The organism is Paenibacillus senegalimassiliensis, assembly GCF_001486585.1.
GTDB lineage: Bacteria > Bacillota > Bacilli > Paenibacillales > Paenibacillaceae > Fontibacillus > Fontibacillus senegalimassiliensis.
Genome location: NZ_LN909046.1, coordinates 399,999 through 418,328, shown reverse-complemented (window position 1 = coordinate 418,328; position 18,330 = coordinate 399,999). Strand labels below are relative to the sequence as shown.

The 18,330-nt window shown below is 49.1% G+C and carries 18 protein-coding genes and 1 other RNA gene; 3 read left to right on the top strand and 16 right to left on the bottom strand.

Annotation, left to right across the window (positions count from 1 at the left end):
* Position 1: 1 nt before the first annotated feature.
* The 5 genes from BN3279_RS15895 to BN3279_RS15875 all read right to left on the bottom strand — a co-directional run bounded on the left by BN3279_RS15895 (position 2) and on the right by BN3279_RS15875 (position 5,018).
* The gene (locus BN3279_RS15895; RefSeq protein WP_059052156.1) at positions 2–1,090 is read right to left on the bottom strand and encodes an LCP family protein; all 1,089 of its coding nucleotides are present in this window, start codon (positions 1,088–1,090) and stop codon (positions 2–4) included.
* A gap of 97 nt (positions 1,091–1,187) precedes the next feature.
* The gene (locus BN3279_RS15890) at positions 1,188–1,487 is read right to left on the bottom strand and encodes a YlaH-like family protein (RefSeq protein ID WP_059052155.1); all 300 of its coding nucleotides are present in this window, start codon (positions 1,485–1,487) and stop codon (positions 1,188–1,190) included.
* A 270-nt stretch (positions 1,488–1,757) separates the two neighbouring features.
* Positions 1,758–3,599 carry a translational GTPase TypA gene (gene typA / locus BN3279_RS15885; RefSeq protein ID WP_059052154.1) on the bottom strand — a complete coding sequence of 614 codons (1,842 nt, stop codon included), beginning with the start codon at positions 3,597–3,599 and terminating at the stop codon, positions 1,758–1,760.
* Positions 3,600–3,759: 160 nt separating this feature from the next.
* The gene (locus tag BN3279_RS15880) at positions 3,760–4,254 is read right to left on the bottom strand and encodes a hypothetical protein (protein WP_059052153.1); all 495 of its coding nucleotides are present in this window, start codon (positions 4,252–4,254) and stop codon (positions 3,760–3,762) included.
* A 104-nt stretch (positions 4,255–4,358) separates the two neighbouring features.
* Complete coding sequence (locus BN3279_RS15875; RefSeq protein ID WP_059052152.1) at positions 4,359–5,018, bottom strand: TerC family protein; 660 nt, start codon at positions 5,016–5,018, stop codon at positions 4,359–4,361.
* A 131-nt stretch (positions 5,019–5,149) separates the two neighbouring features.
* Here BN3279_RS15875 and BN3279_RS15870 point away from each other — a divergent pair, with 131 nt between their 5' ends.
* Positions 5,150–5,845, top strand: a complete 696-nt coding sequence (locus BN3279_RS15870; RefSeq protein ID WP_059052151.1) for a TerC family protein — start codon at positions 5,150–5,152, stop codon at positions 5,843–5,845.
* An 85-nt stretch (positions 5,846–5,930) separates the two neighbouring features.
* Here BN3279_RS15870 and thiI read toward each other — a convergent pair whose 3' ends face one another.
* The 7 genes from thiI to BN3279_RS15835 all read right to left on the bottom strand — a co-directional run bounded on the left by thiI (position 5,931) and on the right by BN3279_RS15835 (position 13,458).
* Entirely contained in the window at positions 5,931–7,166 is a 1,236-nt protein-coding gene (gene thiI, locus BN3279_RS15865) for a tRNA uracil 4-sulfurtransferase ThiI (RefSeq protein ID WP_059054465.1), read from the bottom strand.
* A gap of 17 nt (positions 7,167–7,183) precedes the next feature.
* Positions 7,184–8,323 carry a cysteine desulfurase family protein gene (locus BN3279_RS15860; RefSeq protein WP_059052150.1) on the bottom strand — a complete coding sequence of 380 codons (1,140 nt, stop codon included), beginning with the start codon at positions 8,321–8,323 and terminating at the stop codon, positions 7,184–7,186.
* A 130-nt stretch (positions 8,324–8,453) separates the two neighbouring features.
* Positions 8,454–9,218 (bottom strand): lytic transglycosylase domain-containing protein, encoded by a 765-nt coding sequence (locus tag BN3279_RS15855; protein WP_059052149.1) that lies wholly within the window; start codon positions 9,216–9,218, stop codon positions 8,454–8,456.
* A 184-nt stretch (positions 9,219–9,402) separates the two neighbouring features.
* Positions 9,403–10,359 (bottom strand): nucleoside hydrolase, encoded by a 957-nt coding sequence (locus tag BN3279_RS15850; protein ID WP_059052148.1) that lies wholly within the window; start codon positions 10,357–10,359, stop codon positions 9,403–9,405.
* Positions 10,360–10,389: 30 nt separating this feature from the next.
* A complete protein-coding gene (locus BN3279_RS15845) occupies positions 10,390–11,223 on the bottom strand; it encodes a carbohydrate ABC transporter permease (RefSeq protein WP_059052147.1) in 834 nt (277 codons plus the stop codon).
* Positions 11,220–12,101, bottom strand: a complete 882-nt coding sequence (locus BN3279_RS15840) for a carbohydrate ABC transporter permease (RefSeq protein WP_059052146.1) — start codon at positions 12,099–12,101, stop codon at positions 11,220–11,222. The genes BN3279_RS15845 and BN3279_RS15840 overlap by 4 nt, the downstream gene beginning before the upstream one ends.
* Positions 12,102–12,105: 4 nt before the next feature.
* Positions 12,106–13,458, bottom strand: a complete 1,353-nt coding sequence (locus BN3279_RS15835; protein WP_059052145.1) for an ABC transporter substrate-binding protein — start codon at positions 13,456–13,458, stop codon at positions 12,106–12,108.
* A 175-nt stretch (positions 13,459–13,633) separates the two neighbouring features.
* Between BN3279_RS15835 and BN3279_RS15830 the strand changes: the two genes are divergently transcribed.
* Positions 13,634–14,383, top strand: a complete 750-nt coding sequence (locus tag BN3279_RS15830; RefSeq protein ID WP_059052144.1) for an AraC family transcriptional regulator — start codon at positions 13,634–13,636, stop codon at positions 14,381–14,383.
* Between the two features lie 71 nt (positions 14,384–14,454).
* On the opposite strand, the gene BN3279_RS15825 is transcribed toward BN3279_RS15830, so the two are convergent.
* The 3 genes from BN3279_RS15825 to BN3279_RS15815 all read right to left on the bottom strand — a co-directional run bounded on the left by BN3279_RS15825 (position 14,455) and on the right by BN3279_RS15815 (position 15,727).
* Complete coding sequence (locus tag BN3279_RS15825; protein WP_059052143.1) at positions 14,455–14,838, bottom strand: hypothetical protein; 384 nt, start codon at positions 14,836–14,838, stop codon at positions 14,455–14,457.
* Positions 14,839–14,861: 23 nt separating this feature from the next.
* The gene (locus BN3279_RS15820) at positions 14,862–15,077 is read right to left on the bottom strand and encodes a DUF1540 domain-containing protein (protein ID WP_232436871.1); all 216 of its coding nucleotides are present in this window, start codon (positions 15,075–15,077) and stop codon (positions 14,862–14,864) included.
* 146 nt (positions 15,078–15,223) lie between these two features.
* Positions 15,224–15,727 carry a YpuI family protein gene (locus BN3279_RS15815; RefSeq protein ID WP_059052142.1) on the bottom strand — a complete coding sequence of 168 codons (504 nt, stop codon included), beginning with the start codon at positions 15,725–15,727 and terminating at the stop codon, positions 15,224–15,226.
* Positions 15,728–15,904: 177 nt separating this feature from the next.
* Between BN3279_RS15815 and BN3279_RS15810 the strand changes: the two genes are divergently transcribed.
* Positions 15,905–17,809 carry a S8 family peptidase gene (locus tag BN3279_RS15810; RefSeq protein WP_059052141.1) on the top strand — a complete coding sequence of 635 codons (1,905 nt, stop codon included), beginning with the start codon at positions 15,905–15,907 and terminating at the stop codon, positions 17,807–17,809.
* 92 nt (positions 17,810–17,901) lie between these two features.
* Here the strand turns inward: BN3279_RS15810 and rnpB are convergent.
* Positions 17,902–18,307: RNase P RNA component class A (rnpB, locus tag BN3279_RS23255), an RNA gene on the bottom strand.
* Between the last annotated feature and the right edge of the window lie 23 nt (positions 18,308–18,330).

Below are 18,330 nucleotides of genomic sequence, written 5' to 3'. Positions count from 1 at the left end.
GTCAGTTGCCTGCCGGAGGTTCTGCACCTTCGCCATCATCCGCCACGTTTGCCGTCTTCGTCCCGGCAAGCTCATTGCTCAAAGCCTGCTTTGCCGCCTCCAGCTCACTCTGATGCAAATAAACATAAGGGCTCTTCCATTCACCGGTTACCGGCATAAAGTCAACATTTTCCTTCGATATGCTCCAGTAGGCCTGAATCATATTTTTCATTTGCTGCGATTCCAGATCAGTCTCCATATTCTTGCCGACCGACTCAATCACCTTACCGGCTCCCATCACGCCGTTTAATGATTTAGCCTGATCAATCAAGCCATGAAGCACCTCATTCTGACGGCGGTTGCGATCGAAGTCATCGGACCCCTTGGTCTTCGGCTTGCAGTTCGACTTACGATAGCGCACAAAGCCGAGGGCATCTTCTCCGTCCAAATGCTGTGGCCCCTGCTTCAAGTTGATATCTGTACCGTCTGCGCGATCCCGATAGCACATGTCCGCATCAACATTAACATCCACACCGCCTAGTGAGTCCACTACATCGCGGAAGCCCTGAAAGTTCAGCACGGTAACATAATCAATTGAAATATCAAAAAATTTGCTCATCATCGTCTTCATTTCCTGCTCCGCAGAAATCCCCGATTTCTTCTCGGCTGCCAGGAAATTCGGATAGAACGCATTAATCTTGTTCGTCTTATACCCGTCAAGTTCAAGCTTGGTATCCCTCGGCAATGAAACAACCGTTGCCGATTTGGTCTCCGGATTCATCGAGATGACCATCATGACGTCGCTGAGATGTGTCCCCGTCTCCGGGCGATAATCTGTACCCAGCAGCAACATTGTAATGGGCTTGACCTTAGCCGATTGCTCCGGCGCCACGTTCTCCGACGTACCGGTCGCATCTATCACTTGATCAGCCGTATAAAATAAATAGCCCGCATATAATCCAACCCCGATTATTCCGATGATCATGAGCGTCAGCACAAACTTTAAGAAACGAGCAAAACCGCCGGATTTCTTTCTTTTTCTTCCCGGTTTTTTTGAAGGGACTTTTTGCCCTTTGCCCCGGGGAGGTAGAGCCTGATGGTTAGAACTCATGAAATCAAACACCTTTTTCTTTAAAATTATGTCGCATTTATAAAGACGTGATTATCATCGGAAAAGTTACCGGGTATACCGCAGGGCTAGTCACACTCTAACTTCCGGAAGTTGAATCCGATTTGTCCTGTTTGCTTCGGCGGCCCTCGACAAAGTAGCGAATGCGCACCATTAGCATGAGAATAACCGCAACAAGCAGACATTGAATAATCGGCAACTTGTCAATTTGGAAAATAAGCAGCATAAATGAACCGAGCGCCATCAGAAGGTACAGGATGATCTCTTTCCACAGCGGAAGTTTCTGCTGCGCGCGGAACACTTTGTTATAGACAAAGACCACTAGCAAGAATATCAACACGTAGGAAATCACCGGATGTTGCGCAAGCCAAGCCTGCAAGACAATCCCCCTCCTTCAAATGGCGCATCAATTTTTCGTGAGGATGTTCAAAAAGTCGTCCTCCCAGGACGGTGTTGTTCTAGGAGAGTATTCGACATCGAATCTTGAATTCAGCCGGGCCTAGCATATGCTTCCGTAGTATGTTTCTTGCAGAAACATTTCAGTTGCTCACGTAGATTTGTCTACGCTCCGCTACTCAGTCCCTGACTTCATCCAACCTTCTTGGTCCTGTAAACCCGACTTTTTGAACTCGCACTTAATATATAATTATTATAGATTGGACTCGGACATTTTGCGATGTTTTTCAGCCCGTTCACGTTCATTCTTGTTAAGAATCTTCTTGCGCAAGCGAATGGATTTAGGCGTAATCTCACAATATTCATCATCGTTCAGATACTCCAGAGCTTGTTCCAACGAGAACAACCGTGGTGTTTTCATCTTGACCGTATCGTCCTTGGTAGCCGAGCGAATATTCGTCAATTGCTTTTCTTTACAAATATTTACGACAATATCGTTATCCCGGGTATGCTCGCCAACGATCATACCTTCGTAGATGTCCGTAGACGGTTCTACGAATAGAATACCACGATCCTCAATGGACAAAATACCATATAGTGTAGATACACCATTATCATTTGAGACAAGAACTCCTTCATGACGTCCACCAACCTGGCCACCAACAAGCGGACCATAGCTATCAAAGGCATGGTTCATAACACCGTAGCCACGGGTCAAAGTGAGGAAGTGGGTGCCATATCCAATCAAACCGCGGGCAGGAATCAGGAATTCCAGACGAACTTGTCCATTGCCGCTATTGATCATATTAACCATCTCGGCCTTGCGGGAACCCAGGCTTTCCATCACGGCGCCCATGCTCTCTTCAGGAACATCAATCATAAGACGTTCAATCGGCTCCATCTTGGCGCCATCGATTTCCTTCACAATAACCTCTGGTTTGGATACTTGCAGTTCATAGCCTTCACGGCGCATATTCTCGATCAGGATACCAAGGTGAAGCTCACCACGACCGGATACGATAAAGGCATCGGGGCTGTCCGTTTCATCAACGCGCAGGGAAACGTCTGTTTCCAGCTCTTTGAACAAGCGTTCACGGAGCTTCCGGGAGGTTACCCATTTGCCTTCGCGACCAGCAAACGGACTGTTGTTTACGAGGAAGGTCATTTGGAGCGTAGGCTCGTCGATCTTTAATACAGGCAAAGCTTCAGGTTGAATCGGATCAGCAATGGTTTCACCAATGTTAATATCCTTAATCCCTGCGATGGCCACAATGTCACCGGCTCCCGCTTCTTCAACTTCTACGCGGCGTAAGCCCTGGAAGCCAAACAACTTCTCGATCCGGGCTGATTTCTTCCCGCCATCTCGGGTCATAACGGCAACAGCCTGTCCTTGGCGAATCACACCACGGTTAACGCGTCCAATTGCCACCCGGCCAAGATATTCATTATAATCCATCAGCGTCACCAGGAACTGCAGTGGCTCTTCCACATTCTCTGTTGGGGCTGGAATATGTTCAATAATGGTCTCATACAACGCCAGCATGTTGTCATCTTGCTGCTCTGGAACCAAGCTTGAAGTGCCGTTCAGACCGGAGGCATACACTACTGGGAACTCCAATTGATCATCACTGGCTTCCAGTTCAATGAACAGGTCCAGCACTTCGTCAATCACTTCAGCAGGACGTGCGGCAGGGCGGTCAATTTTGTTAACCACGACGATTGGTGTCAAATGTTGCTCAAGGGCTTTGCGCAACACAAACTTGGTCTGTGGCATACAGCCTTCGTAAGCGTCAACGACCAGCAACACGCCGTCAACCATCTTCATAATTCGCTCCACTTCGCCGCCGAAATCGGCATGCCCTGGGGTATCCACGATGTTGATCAAAAAGTCTTTGTAAGTAATCGCCGTATTTTTGGCCAAAATCGTGATCCCGCGCTCTCGCTCTATATCGTTGGAATCCATAGCCCGTTCCTGGACCGCTTCATTGTCCCGGAAAATACCAGACTGTTGCAACAGCTTGTCAACTAGGGTTGTTTTCCCATGGTCAACGTGGGCAATAATCGCAATGTTGCGAATTTGTTTTCTTTCATGCATAGGTTTATCTCCAAATCCTTTCCATCTATCTGTATTTGACACCAACTGACAAAATGTATCAACATGACCACAAAACAAAGCGTCGACGAAAATGCCGACGCTCTTTCACATCCCCTATATTATACGCGAAATTTCGAATAATTCAAGAACTTGGCAACCATCACCAAAAACTTCTACGATTTCCGCGAGCCGCAATCAGCCATACCCCTCCAATGATCAGCAATGCTGCCAGCAAATAGATCACAGGCAAGGAGAACAATGTCCATCCCAGCAGAATCAACGATAGTGCACCCAGGATCAACGAGGCTATCAGAAGGCCTTTTTGCCGCCGGGGCGAGAAGTAATCATATTCGAATAACCCCGCCGCAATTCCGAACACAAAGAGCGGCCAAGTGAATTTCAAAGTCTGAAAACCACCGATAACCCCGATGAAGAAGACCACACTATAAACGACTAGCACGGCGCCAGGCAACAGCAACTCGGAGGGTCCCTTTCGCCAAAAATACCATAAATGCAACACAATGCCCGGAATTAGCAACAGCAATGGCCATAACGCTTTTCCAAGAAAGCTGAACACCCCTAATTTCCCGAGCAGGATAATAACTCCGGCAGCCAGAATCAATACGCCTGTCATTAGCTTGTTGTTGTCGGACATATCCACCACACACCTTCCAGAAGACAATGAGGGACAAGTCACAGCAAAATGCGACACCCTCTTTACTTCCAGTCTATATGAATTTGAGTCAAAAAACCACTATCCTAACCACGTCCGGCATTATATTTCTTCAGCCACCCGACCATAATAACGATCACGGCGAGCATAGAAGGAACCGCCTGGTCCAGACGGGGAGCAAGGGACGCAATGATTGGCCCGAGCTGGGGATCTTGCAGCAGCATATCCCCAGCCGTGTAACCAAGAATCCCCGCCCCGGCATAGGTCAGGATCGGGAAGCGCTGTAACCATCCCGCAAGCAGATTACTGCCCCACACTACAATTGGAATACTGATGGCAATCCCGATGACCAGAATAGACAAGTCTCCCTTGGCTATTGCAGCTACAGCAAGTACATTGTCGAGGCTCATAATGAGATCGGCGGCCAAAATGGTACGTATGGCTCTCCACAAAGAATCTGCCCCCGTCACCCGGGAATGTTCCTCTTGAGGCATCAATAATTTGAAGGCAATAGCGGCCAGCAACACCCCGCCAGCCGCATGAATGAATGGAATTTTCAACAATATGATGGCAATCCATGTCAACACACAACGCAGCAATACCGCCCCCATGGCCCCCCACCATACCGCTTGCTTTCTTTGCTTTAACGGCAGGTTTTTGCTGGCCATCGCTATGACAACGGCATTGTCGCCGCTTAGCACTAAGTTGATGATAAGTATCTCGGATAACAATAGTATATGTTCCACGCCTATCCCTCCCCTACAACTTGTATGAGGGAATAGACCAAGCTATACCAATTTCAAAAAAAGATCACTGGACAAATGAACCCTTTTGATTAATAAATACGTATATACATCTACAGAGGAAGTGACCTAAAGTGGAATTATTTAGTGCCGCATTTTTCCTTTCGCTGATTAACATCGTTTTTATCGATCTTATCCTGGCGGGAGACAATGCAATTGTAATCGGAATGGCGGCGAGAAAACTCCCCCATACCGTTCAGAAAAAAGCGATCCTGTATGGAACGGGCGGAGCTGTTATCCTTAGAATCGCGGCAACTCTTGTCGTCGTCTGGCTGCTGGGGATACCTTGGCTGCTGGCTATCGGCGGTTTGATGCTCATTTATATCGCCTACAAGGTATTAGCGGATGATGGCAACCACGACAACATCGAAGCCAAAGACAAATTATGGCCGGCCATTCGCACTATCGTCGTGGCAGATGCTGCCATGGGACTCGATAATGTGATTGCCGTAGCCGGTGCCTCTCAGCAGCACACCGTGCTCGTTATCATCGGCCTTCTGATTAGCGTACCTATTGTTGTCTGGGGCAGCACCTTATTCATTAAGTTGCTGGACAAGTTCCCCTGGATCGCTTACGTTGGAGCGGCTGTACTTGCCTACACTGCTGCCAAGATGATTACCGAGGAGCGGCATTTCCTTCATTTCTTCGAAGCCCATATGGTCCTCCGTTATCTGGTCATTGCTGTGGTCGTCTTGACTGTCCTGTTAGCCGGATATCTTAAGAAGCGCCAACAAGCAGCCCATAGCCAGGCCCATCCGATTCCGCGGTAACTCCGAAATAATGACAAAACCCCGCGTGGGATTACATCTCGATGATGTGTTTCCACGCGGGGTTTTTCTATATCTATTTACTGTCCTAGAACCAATTCTCTTGAATCACGTTATCTTCGGTGAGTTCACGGCGTACAACGCTGCGCCCTGGACGAATAACTAACGTCTCCGTATCCTCCACCGCCTTGATAATCATTTGCTCCAAGTCGGGCAGCGTTTGCTCGGTATTCTCCAGCACACGCAAGTTAGGATTTGTGGAAGGAGATTTCGGGACAAACAGAGTGCAGCAATCCTCATAGGGCAAAATCGATAGCTCATAAGTGCCGATTTGCTGAGCCATCGCAATAATATCTGTCTTGTCCGTCATAACCAACGGACGGAGCAACGGCAATTCCGTGGCACGTCCAATGGCATTCATACTGGATAATGTTTGGCTGGCAACTTGCCCCAGGCTATCCCCGGTGACCAAGGCCAACGCCCCGTTCTGATCAGCCAACCTACTGGCAATTCGCAGCATCGCTCTTCGCATCAAGGTGATGATTAAGCTCTCTTGTCCCGTTTGTGCAAGCGAGGTCTGAATGTCCGTGAACGGCACAAGGTGCAGCTTGACTGATCCGGCATAGCGGGCCAATACTTCGGCCAAATCGATTACCTTCTGTTCAGCCTTTTTACTGGTAAATGGATAACTATGGAAATGAATGCACTCAATCTCCAAGCCACGCCGCAGCGCAGACCACCCGGCTACAGGACTGTCAATGCCTCCGGATAGAAGCAACATGGCCTTGCCATTGGTTCCTAGCGGGAAGCCCCCCGCTCCCGGAATGATTTCACAGTACATATATGTCCCTTGCTCACGAATCTCCACACGCAAATTCAGTTCAGGATGATGCACGTCCACCTTAAGCGCAGGACAAGCATTCAGAATGGGGCCGCTAACCAACCGATTCATCTCCTGCGTCGAGTGAGGGAATGGCTTCCATACCCGGCGGGCGCTCACTTTGAAGGTCGTGTCTGGAGCAGCATTATATTGTTGCATAAATACCACGGCCGTTTGGAGAATATCGTCCAGCCGGGAGGGAGTTACCTTCACCGGGGAGATTGAAGAAACACCAAACACATTTTTCATAGCTTCAACAATGGGCTGCATCGGTTCTCCGTTCAGCACCACATAAATCCGGCCGTATTCCTTGATGATCTCTGTTCGGGGATAAGAATGCAGCAACGCCTTGACATGGTTGTAAGCTACCTTCTCAAAGCGGGAACGGTTGCGTCCCTTAATCGCAATCTCCCCAAAACGCAACAGTAGCATATCGTATTCCAGCATATTTTATTTCTCTCCTATCGTAAAACCTGCAACCGCTGAACCGATTGTCTCAGCACGGCCAACAAGGCATCAATATCCGCTTGCTTATGTTCATCACCCAGGCTGATGCGTATGCCCGACGAAGCCACTTCTTTAGATTTCCCCATCTCCAACAAAATCCGGCTTGGTTCACTTCGCTTAGAAGAACAAGCCGAGCGGGTGGATACATAGAACCCTTCCTCTTCCAGCATATGCAGTAAAGCTTCTGCCTTCATACCCGGAAAAGAGAAATTCACAATATGTGGTGCTCCTTGTTCCGAAGAATTGATAGTTAGTTGTGGCAATTGCTCCAACCCACGCAGCAGTCGGTCTCTTAATTTGTAATACTTCTGCGCTCTCTCTTCCTGACCTTCCACTGCCAATCGAAGCGCCTTGGCAAAAGCTACGATGTAGGGGACATTCTCCGTACCGGAGCGGAATCCCCCCTCTTGGCCTCCGCCCGCCATCAATGGCATAAGCTTCAGACCTTCCCGGATATATAATAGCCCGACACCTTTGGGTCCGCGAAGCTTATGCCCGGAGAGACTATACAAATCTATCCCACTCCCTGGAATAGATAATTTCAACTTGCCAAATCCCTGCACCCCATCCACATGAAACAACACTCTTGGCGAACAACTCTTAAGCATCCGCCCGATATCTCCAACGGGCTGTATTGTACCCGTTTCATTATTAACATGCATGACGGACACCAATACCGTGTCTTCTCGCAGCGCCTCCCGAACTTGTTCGGGGAGAGCTTGCCCTTCAGGGTTAACCGGTAAATAAGTCACTTCCCAGCCCATAGCTTCTAACTGCTTCATGCTTTCCAGAACCGAGGGATGCTCCGTTCGGGTAGTAATCAAATGCTTGCCTCGATTCATAAACTGCCAAGCGGCTCCCTTGATGGCCAGGTTATTACTTTCCGTAGCCCCGCCGGTAAACACCAGCTCTTGTGCCTTTACTCCAAGGGCCCCCGCACAAACTGCCCGTGCTTTATTGAGCAGCTTCTCGCTGTCTTCCCCCAGCCGGTGCAGCGATGAAGGATTCCCATAATGACGCGCCATCACCTCTGCTACTGTACGAATGACTTCTTCATCCGGCGGCGTCGTGGCGGCGTGGTCGAAATAAACCATGGTCAACTTCACCCCTTTGCTTAATTATCTCAAAAAAAGATCAAAAGAAAAAACGCAAAAACCTGAAGAGACCGGTTTTCGAACGTTTTCTCGATTGATCTTCCGTTACACGCCCTATCAATCAAGCATCTCAGACTTCAAACTTAGCCTGAGCATTCATAATTTTACCAATGTAGTTTTGTGTTTCTTGCGGCAGCAGATGAAGGTTCTCCATCAATTGCTCATCATTGCTGATACCAAGACGTTGCAAGCGGCCTGGTCCAGCGTTGTACGCCGCGAGTGCTGTCTTCACTTCACCGCCAAAGCGGTTTAACTGATAGGATAAGTATTTCGTCCCACCGTCAATATTCTGTGCCGGGTCAAATGAATTGGTAACGCCAAGCCCTCGGGCCGTTCCGTCCATAAGCTGCATAAGCCCCTTGGCTCCTGCTGAAGACATGGCCTGTGGATTAAAGGAAGATTCCGTCGCAATAACGGCTTTAATCAAGCTTTCCGGCACACCATAATTGCGGCTGGCCTTAGTGATAAGATCCTGCAGATCTCCCGCACCTGCGCGAGACCATCCGGAGATTTCTTCATTCGAGAAATCCGTCATGCCGGATGCAGACGACAGAGTGCCAGATAACAGGCCTTCCCAATTGGAAGCTCCGTCCAGCCCGGCGGACAACATATAGTTCTGCAATAAAGAAAGCATGGATGAGGAATCCGGCTCAGTAGCAACATCAGCCTTATCCCCTTGCTCCGAAAGCATCATCTCTTGCAACAATATATCAAACAACGAACCATCGGTATCGCCGGTCTGACTTTGGCTTTGTACCGCAGTTCCTTGCAGATCAATCTGGTTCATAGATTGAAGCTGAATCATCTGTCCTAGCGTGCGCGGGTCTATTTGCATCGCAATTAAAGCTCCTCTTTTTTGGGAAATGACAAGCTTGATGCTTTCATTTTACACGTTATGCGCTTGGTTCACCACCACTTTTTTCTGAACACGCACTAAAAGCAAAACGAGGTTATCCGGCTTGGTCAGTTTTTCCTGCCTGCCGGATAACCCCGAAGTAAATATGTTCTTACAACCTCGCCTAAGCCAGCACGCTGGTCATCACAAGCTTCAAGAAACGCCGATAATCGGCTTCACAGGCCACCTGCACGTCCGGTAGATCGTTCCAGACATGATGATGCCGTGAATCCATAACGGTCATGCCCAGCGTCAATTTACCCTGTGTCTCTACGCCGACCTTTGCTGTAATATACTGAACCAGCGTAGGGTCGATAACGGCAGCTACGGCCATGGAATCGATTAGTACACAATACGATTCAAATCCCCGACCTACTACGAAGGATATCATTCTCCGCAGCACGTCTGCTTCTGCTCTTGGCGATGCCTCCAGCTCCAGCAGTTCCGCTTCGGTGAAGTTCACGTCGAAGTGGGTGGATACGTCCAAGCCGATCGCCTGCAACGGAACACCTGATTTGAAGATCATTTCAGCAGCTTCCGGATCAACGTAAACATTCCATTCACTTTGCGGATTATCGCCGGTAGCGTTAGCCGTCGAGTATTTATTTAAGCCGTAGGAGCCCGCAATGGCCGTAATGCTCGCAATCATAGGTACGATCTCTGGTGCCTTCATCATTGCCATCGCAATGTTTGTTAATGGACCGAGAGCGATCAAATGCATTTCTCCGGGATACTGCTTAACCTTCTCCACAATCAAATCAATCGCATGTCCGTGATAGAGCGGAGTTACCGGTTCTGGCAAATGCACCTCAGCCTGGCCATCTGAGCCATGTGAGAATGGATCTGAGGCCAAGTCGCGAACCAGCGGCTTGCCCATCCCTTTGGCAACAGGGATATCGGTGCGTCCCATCAACTCCATAATTTTAAGAGCGTTGACACTCGTAACCTCAATCGGATAGTTGCCCGCAACCGTCGTAACCCCTTCAATTGATAGCTTGTCAGATTTCAAAGCCAGAATAAGGGCCAGAGAATCGTCCATTCCCGGGTCACAGTCAATAATTACTTTTTTCAATGATTTCATCCTTTCAAATGCCTTATCGAGATGAGATGACTACTTTAAGCTACCCTGTGTCAACCCGTTAACCAGATAACGCTGGAAGAATACGGTGAGCAATACGATCGGCAGGCTGGATACAACACCGCTTGCCGACATCAATCCGCGATCCAGACCTTTCTGACTGACGAACGTACTGGTCAGGACCGGCATTGTTTTAGTCTCCTGGCCCGTCAGCGTGACAGCAAAAAGGAATTCGTTCCAGCAGAAAATGAAGCAAATAAGTGCGGTTGCAGCAATCCCCGGCATAACCACCGGCAGCACGATTCGCCAGAAGGCATGCAGGCGTGAGCAACCGTCAATCATGGCCGCTTCCTCCATATCGGCTGGCAGCGAGGCAAAGAACGAACGCAGCAGCCAGATAACAAGTGCCATATTCAAGGCCGAATAAGCGGCAATGATGAGAAAATAAGTGTCCAGCATTTGCGTACGGAATGCCATCAGGAAGATAGGCACAATAACGACTACCGGTGGAATCATCCGGGTCAGCAGCAGCAAGTTGGGCAACAACGTTCCACCAACACGGAAACGTTCAATGCCATAAGCCGCCAAGGCGCCGAACAGAACCGTGATCAATGTCGCTGTACCGGCAATCAGTAGACTGTTCAGCAAACTGGTCACAAAGTCGGGATGCCGGAACAGTTCCAGATAAGCATCAAATACCGGGTTCTCCGGGAACCAGACTGGTGGAATCGCCATCTGATCTACAGGTCGTTTGATCGAAGTCAGGAACACCCAAAGAATTGGCAGGGTGAAGAAAACAAGAAACAGGCACAACACGGCGGTTCTTAGTCCCGTGCCTAGATTTCTGCGAATGGCTTTGGCCTTCATCTCGTTTTCCCTCCCCGGTTCGCCAAGCTAAGCAAGGCAAAAATCACAATTCCGACCACGATCATCACACCGGTCGAAACGGCAGATGCATAACCCATATCATAACGGCTAAATGCAATTTTATAGTTGTAGATGGAGACCAATTCGGTAGCCGTTCCCGGACCACCACTGGTCAGAATGTATACAAGGTCAAATGTCCGCATCGCGTCCATGGCGCGCAGGATGCCCACAGACAACATGCCCGGCAAGACGAGCGGCAGTGTAATCCGCCAGAATTCCCGCCATTTGGAAGCACCGTCCATTTGCGACGCTTCATAAATCTCATGTGAAATCCCTTGTAGGTTAGCTAGCAAGAGCAGCATAACAAACGGCGTCCACTGCCATACATCGGCAAGAATAACTGAGAACATGGCCCAGCCTGGTTCAGTCAGCAGCCGTGATGGATCAAATGGAATACCTAGCCGATCGAAGATAGGTCCGAGCGGTGTGAAGTCCGGCAGCAGGAACAGCCGCCAGGACACCCCAACCACGACAGGCACCATCATCATCGGGATCATAAATGCCACCTTGAAGATGGCTTTACCCCATACCCGGCCGTTCAGCAGCAGAGCCAAGATCATACCGAGTACCAGCTCGCCAGCCACGGCACCTAAGGTGAACAGCATACTTTTGCCTAATGAGTTGGTAAAGCTACGGTCGGACAGCAATTTGATGAAATTATCCAGCCCCGTAAAGCGAATACCCAGATCGGGGCGTTGCAGTGGATAAGAGAAGAAGCTAAGACCCAGCGCCGCTCCTATCGGAATCAGCAGCACGATCACGATGATCAGGACGCCGGGCAGCACGACGCCCCATTTTTTAAGTGCTTTGGATGACACGATTTTAATACCCTCTGGAGCTCATAAGCTCGTCATATTCCTCAGCGGCCTGCTTGAGCGCATCCTCGGCCGATTGCTCTCCGTTCAGGAACCTAGAGACCGCACTTGGCAAGATATCGCCAGTCACAGTTGCACCTTCTGGAATCAACGGTAACGGCTCAAGACGGAATGAATTCATAATATCCGCATGCGGCTCATAGAAGCTGTATTCGGAAGCCAGTGCGCCTGTGAGTGCGGAGGTGCGTGCCGGAATGTTGCCGACGGGTGCCGCTTTCTCCATCATTTCCTGGCTAGTGGCAAATTCAATCCAGTCGAACGCCTCATCCTTTAACTCCGAGGAGCCAGTTACAACAAATCCAAACGGAAGGTAGAAGCGTTTCACGTCTGACGTGTTCTCATCTACGCCCGGAATTGCTGAGAAGCCCACCTTGCCAACTACTCGGGATTGATCCGGATCTTGAGCGACCTGGGCAATGGTTGTGGCCATTTCTGCCATAGCGCTGCGTCCTTGCAAGAATTCACCTGAAGCATCAGACCATCCATATTGCTTGGATGCAGCCGAAGTGAACTGGAACAGCTCCTGCAGATCGTTTAGCGCCTTGACACCCGCTTCGTTGTTAAATTGTTGCTTGTAGTCCGCGTCATACAAATCCCCGCCATAATTAAAGAGACGGTTGTAGAAAGCAAAGCCGAGCAAAATGCTCTTTTCGCCCATCAAGGTTACGCCGCTTAAGTTTTCGTCTGGACGGTTAAAGAATTCGGCGATTTGCTTGTACTGCTCAATAGTTGCAGGCGGAGCCAGTTCATAACCGTATTTCTCCTGGAAGGCTGCCTTCTCTTGCTCATCCTCAAACAGGTCTGTCCGGTAAAGGATACCTTGCGTTTCATTCATGTAAGGCACGAAGTATAACTCGTTGTTAGCGCCAAAATAAGCATTTTCAATACCTGGAAAGTCGTCCAGCTCCAGTTCGCTCAATTTGGCTTCATCCGTGCTGATAGGTACGATATAGTTGGGAACTTGAAGCTCAGGCACCCAGCCGATTGGCACATACGCCAAATCGAAATCAGCCGAACCAGAAGTATATTTCAGCGTCAATTGCTGATGGTATTGATCATAAGGCAACTCAACTACGTTCACCTTTACACCTGTTTTGGCTTCAAAATCTGGAATAATGCTCTTGAACGCGTCAGCGTGCGAGCTTTTTTCCGCCATGATCGTCAAGGTTTTGGACTCTCCGGCAGTCGAATTACCTGTTGTACCCTCACCAGGCGATGCGTTATTGCCCGAGCATGCGCTGAGAACGACCGTTAAGCCGAGCACAAGCGACATCATCCATCCCATTTTCTTTTTGTTCATTTCTGCCCCACTCCTCATGTCGTTTACGATGTAAGATTAGCTGACATAAAACCTGCATTTATTGCGGTTTATTGCAGCAACTGTTAGGATAGTACCAATAAAACGCGTTTCGCAGTACCCCAATTCGGCCGCTTTTTTTAATTATTCGGCTAACCTGTGCCTATGGAGGCCTAATATGGATAAATTATTGTTTCTGTTTCATACAAAACATCCCAAAAACACCTATATACAGATGCATCACCACGAATGCTACGAGTTGGTTTATTATTTCAGTGGTAATGGAATAACCAATATCGGCTCGGATAGTTATAGTATCAAGCCCGGCAGCTTTGCCTTCATCTCCCCGCGAGTCCTGCATGACGAAAAGCATAACGAAGAATCAGAGTTGCTTTTTATTGGCTTTCACAGTCAGCAAGACTACGCCGTTCGGCATGGCAACAAATTGTTTGAAGATGACGAGAAACAGACGATCCGGCAATTGCTTCTGCGGATGGAACATGAGTTCAATGAGCAGCAAGAAGGCTATTTTGCGATGCTCAATCTGCTTGTCTCGGAGCTCACTACACAAGTCCAACGGCTATCCCAGTGGAACAAGCCGGTCCGGTTTTATGGTGAGAGATTGCAATACGTGATCAACTTTATGGACGAGCATTTCCGGCAGCCATTATCCGTGGAGACGCTGGCGAAAATGTCGGGCTACAGTTACGACCGCTTCCGGCATCTGTTCAAGGAAACGGCGGGCGTTCCGCCGCAGCAGTATTTACAGCGCAAACGGCTGGAGTACGCCAAATTGCTGTTGCTGCGAACTGAGCTTCCCGTGTCCGAAATAGCGCAAAAGTCCGGTTTCGTTAAGGATTCCCAATTTTGCACCATTTTTAAACGGGAAACTGGTCTGACCCCGCTTAAATTCAGAAAAGCCAATTAGCTGTATTGCAAACGGACCGCTTCCATTAAGAAGCGGTCCGTGCAATGAACGGCAACTTGCCGCACCCTTGATTAACGAGTAAACGGCATGAGTACGAAATAGCTTAAGGTGGATACGATGCCAAGTCCGATGCCCCAGGCTCCGGATGTCTTGTGGCCTTGACTATAGGCGTAGAAGCCCATCACCGCTGCAAGTGGACCCAAAATAATCGACCACATGAACAATGCGGCGATTCCTAGCCCTACACCGACATAACCCACCGTACGGCCTGATTGGCTTGCCTGCACGGGTTCATGTGAGTCCGTCGAACGGGCATCATTTTCAGCACGCTCAATTCGACCTTCACCTATAACGTTACCGCTGTACGTACCCGCCGGCGTTACCTCGGCAGCATATTCTTCAAGATGCTGTCGATCTGCTTTGCGGGGGTAATCCACACGTTCCTTATCAGACATTGCTATATCCCTCCCTTCTGACTTTACGAAGATGCTGCTGCTTTGGGCTTAAAGGTGTGGCAACAGGTGGCTGAAGACGTAGATGCCTCAGACTGATGTTCGGTGTCAAAGGTCTCGCCCGCAAATTCTTCCTGATAACGGCTGTCCGCATGCCGATCGATATCAATCATGATGACATCGGCGTTGCATACGTTTTCTTCTCCCCAATAGCTGCAGTTAGCTACACTGCATTTAACCATCGGTTTATCGCCATTTGGCATATTGATCACCTCGGATAACATTTTCCCCGCTTGGACCATCCCTTATGCAACTTCACACTTAGTAAATGGTACAAAAAAAAGATGCCACAGCGGCATCTTTTGTAAACTTCCATTCTGTTGCTTTTTTAGTTGGAGGCTGTCTTCTTCAGGCGAAGCCCCGTCAAATAATCGCTCTCATAGTAAGTCAAATCATCACGTAATTCTTCAAAGGTACCGGTAATCTCCAAGATGATATCACGCGCCGGCCGGACCGGCTTCTTGCGGAAACGAATCGCATCCTGCCCTGTGTAGGCATACCTGCCATCTTCAGAATAACATTCGCTCTTGGGGTAAAAGAACGAATTCACACAGTCATGATATACCTGATACAAGATTTTTTCGGTTGCCTCTTCATCAAAGGTCCCCCGCCGCAAAGCAATTCCCAGCTTCTCGTAGCAAACCTCCGAAAATACCAGGAGATGTCGTAAATCCGACAGAAAGCCGGAATAAAACAACATCGTTTCTTCATTCTCTTCCGTAAATTGAGTTAGCGAAAAATGGTTTAAAAAGGCTTCGAGTTTACCCTTTGCGCTGTTGAGCTTCTGTCTCGTGGCTTCACACAGCGGCCTGATGTTGTTGGCTTGTGGCATGCTTACGATTCTCCTTCACTTGTAGTGATCGGTATGCTCATGTCGGTTGCTGATTTTTGTTGAAAATATCGTAACACAATTCATGGAAATACGGTATCCCTCAAGGAATAAAATCGGCTGGTTCACCTCACGCTATAGCCAATACACTACCAATACCCTTGTAGGAGGTTTTGACCGATGAACAGGCACAAACGGTTCCTAAACAAGATGGCGGGTATCATCGTGCCGATGATGGTGCTTTCTCTGCTAGTTCTGCCTGCATGCAGCAATCGATTCACACAGCAATCCACGCAAGAGACGGTTCCCAAACCGGCCGAGGAACAGAGATTAAAGCAAAATATGCTAAGAAGGGACATGACAGCCACGGAGCGCTTATCCCGCATGGATGCCCGGGGACATCTTCGTGAGCTTGCCAGCTCGCTGAAACCGGGGGCTCCTGATAAGCTGTCTGCCTTGGCTCAATCTTTGCAAAAAGATCATAAGCAGTTCCAAACTATTTTGTCGTATAACGCAACCACGGGGCAAGAAAATCAGTTCCGCCGTGCCGATTTCTCCCCCGACTCCAAACAGCAAAAAGAGTTAAATACGTATTTGTCCTACGCCAAGCGAGCTTTGAAACAATCGAAATCTTATGAATCCCCGGCTTTTCCGGAGAATCAGCCGAAATATTTTGTCGCCGCCGAGCCCTCCAAACAAGGCAAGCAAGGAATCATCGCTGTGATGGATGTCCAAATTCTTCAGCGGGTCCAGGATCATCAACACAAAAATTTGCGTCTGATCCCTTACCCTAAGGAAGGTAAATTCAAGATTGAATCCGTGCATGCCGATACCTTGCAAGATATTACGGTCAAGACCGGCCATGATAACGAGAAGGCCAGCCACTACTATGAAAATGAGCTCGTAGTTACCTTCCGGCAAAGTCCCAGTGCCACGCAAATGCAAGAAATTCAGCAAGATATCCAATGTTCTGCACCGAGTCAATTGAGGAACACTTACATTTTCCGGTCCAAGACGATGAGCATGCAGCAGCTTAAACAGTATTTCGAGAAGCGATGGAATCCGCAATATGTTGAACCCCATTATTTGTACCTGACTAACGAGAGCGTCGATAGCAGCTATGGCTCAACGCTTGAAGAATCAGCACCGGAAATCCCTAATGATCTGTTATTCTCGGAATACCAATGGAACCTGCCAGTCATTGAAACCAACCGAGGTTGGCAGCTATCCAAGGGCAACGATAATATTATCGTTGCCGTGGTGGATACCGGAGTTGACTTGAACCACCCAGATCTCCAAGGAAGACTGCTGCAAGGTTACAATGTAATCAATCCCGAGCAAAAGCCCACTGATGACGTTGGGCACGGTACGCATGTAGCGGGGATTATATCGGCGAATGTCAATAACGGCGAAGGGATCGCTGGAATGATGTGGGGAGGCAAGATCCTGCCGGTCAAAGCGCTTGACCAATCCGGGGCTGGTACAACCTATTCCGTCGCCCAGGGAATTATCTGGGCCACCGATCACGGAGCCAAAGTCATTAACATGAGCCTGGGTAACTATGCGGATGCCGAGTTTCTGCACGAGGCTATCAAGTATGCCTTCGAACGCGATGTCGTCTTGATTGCCGCCACCGGTAACGACAATACAGAACGTCCTGGCTATCCTGCCGCTTACCCTGAGGTTCTGTCGGTGTCGGCAACCGATTATAATTTGCAAAGAGCTGCCTTCTCCAATTATGGGGATTATATCGATGTGATGGCTCCTGGGGAGAGCATCGCCAGTACCTATCCGGATAATCAGTATGCAGCATTGTCTGGCACCTCCATGGCCAGCCCTCATGTGGCTGCTCTAGCCGCATTGATCCGTTCGGTCAACCCCGATCTGAAAAATACAGAGGTGATGGATCTTATTCGTAGTAGCGTCATTGATCTGGGGGCAACCGGGCGAGATAAATATTATGGCTACGGTCAAATTGATGTCTATGCCGCACTGCAAGCAGCCGGAGGAGGGAAAGCTCCCCTGCAGTTCTGGCCCCAATCTATTCAACGCAAGATGGAACGCGTGATAGAACGGCTTAAATAGTATTTTGCCAAAAAAAAGCCTTCGCTTACCGGAACAAAATTCCGAAAAGCGAAGGCTTTACTCATAGATAAAAACATAATGTTCCCTTTAGTGTTGAAAGTTTGCCGTAAGCCGGGTTCTGTGCTCATTGCGGTATAACGGGAACAACCCTCCCGCAGTCAAGCGACAATCATCTATCTAGGCCGCACATTACTGAGCGGCTCCAGCAACCAACCCGGACGCGCCTCGGGCTAAGGCTACTTCTGTTAAGAAGCTGCGTCCCATTAGGTCTTGCTCCAAGTGGGGTTTACCAGGAACGAAGTCACCAGCGTTCCTCGGGGTCTCTTACACCTCGGTTCCATCCTTGCCTGTACGCGCCTAAAGCGCGCCATCGGCGGTCCATTTCTGTGGCACTATCCTTCAGCTCGCGCTGACTGGACGTTATCCAGCACCCTGCCCTATGGAGCCCGGACTTTCCTCCCGCGGCTTAACGCCGCCGGCGATTGTCTGTCAAACTTTCGAAGGCAACACTTGTATAGTAT

What these genes read in the sequence shown, in the direction of transcription:
- BN3279_RS15895 (WP_059052156.1), bottom strand. Translation starts at nt 1,090, where the DNA reads ATGAGTTCTAACCATCAGGCTCTACCTCCCCGGGGCAAAGGGCAAAAA.
- typA (WP_059052154.1), bottom strand. Translation starts at nt 3,599, where the DNA reads ATGCATGAAAGAAAACAAATTCGCAACATTGCGATTATTGCCCACGTT.
- BN3279_RS15880 (WP_059052153.1), bottom strand. Translation starts at nt 4,254, where the DNA reads ATGTCCGACAACAACAAGCTAATGACAGGCGTATTGATTCTGGCTGCC.
- BN3279_RS15860 (WP_059052150.1), bottom strand. Translation starts at nt 8,323, where the DNA reads ATGGTTTATTTCGACCACGCCGCCACGACGCCGCCGGATGAAGAAGTC.
- BN3279_RS15855 (WP_059052149.1), bottom strand. Translation starts at nt 9,218, where the DNA reads ATGCAAATAGACCCGCGCACGCTAGGACAGATGATTCAGCTTCAATCT.
- BN3279_RS15850 (WP_059052148.1), bottom strand. Translation starts at nt 10,359, where the DNA reads ATGAAATCATTGAAAAAAGTAATTATTGACTGTGACCCGGGAATGGAC.
- BN3279_RS15845 (WP_059052147.1), bottom strand. Translation starts at nt 11,223, where the DNA reads ATGAAGGCCAAAGCCATTCGCAGAAATCTAGGCACGGGACTAAGAACC.
- BN3279_RS15835 (WP_059052145.1), bottom strand. Translation starts at nt 13,458, where the DNA reads ATGAACAAAAAGAAAATGGGATGGATGATGTCGCTTGTGCTCGGCTTA.
- BN3279_RS15830 (WP_059052144.1), top strand. Translation starts at nt 13,634, where the DNA reads ATGGATAAATTATTGTTTCTGTTTCATACAAAACATCCCAAAAACACC.
- BN3279_RS15825 (WP_059052143.1), bottom strand. Translation starts at nt 14,838, where the DNA reads ATGTCTGATAAGGAACGTGTGGATTACCCCCGCAAAGCAGATCGACAG.
- BN3279_RS15820 (WP_232436871.1), bottom strand. Translation starts at nt 15,077, where the DNA reads ATGGTTAAATGCAGTGTAGCTAACTGCAGCTATTGGGGAGAAGAAAAC.
- BN3279_RS15815 (WP_059052142.1), bottom strand. Translation starts at nt 15,727, where the DNA reads ATGCCACAAGCCAACAACATCAGGCCGCTGTGTGAAGCCACGAGACAG.
- BN3279_RS15810 (WP_059052141.1), top strand. Translation starts at nt 15,905, where the DNA reads ATGAACAGGCACAAACGGTTCCTAAACAAGATGGCGGGTATCATCGTG.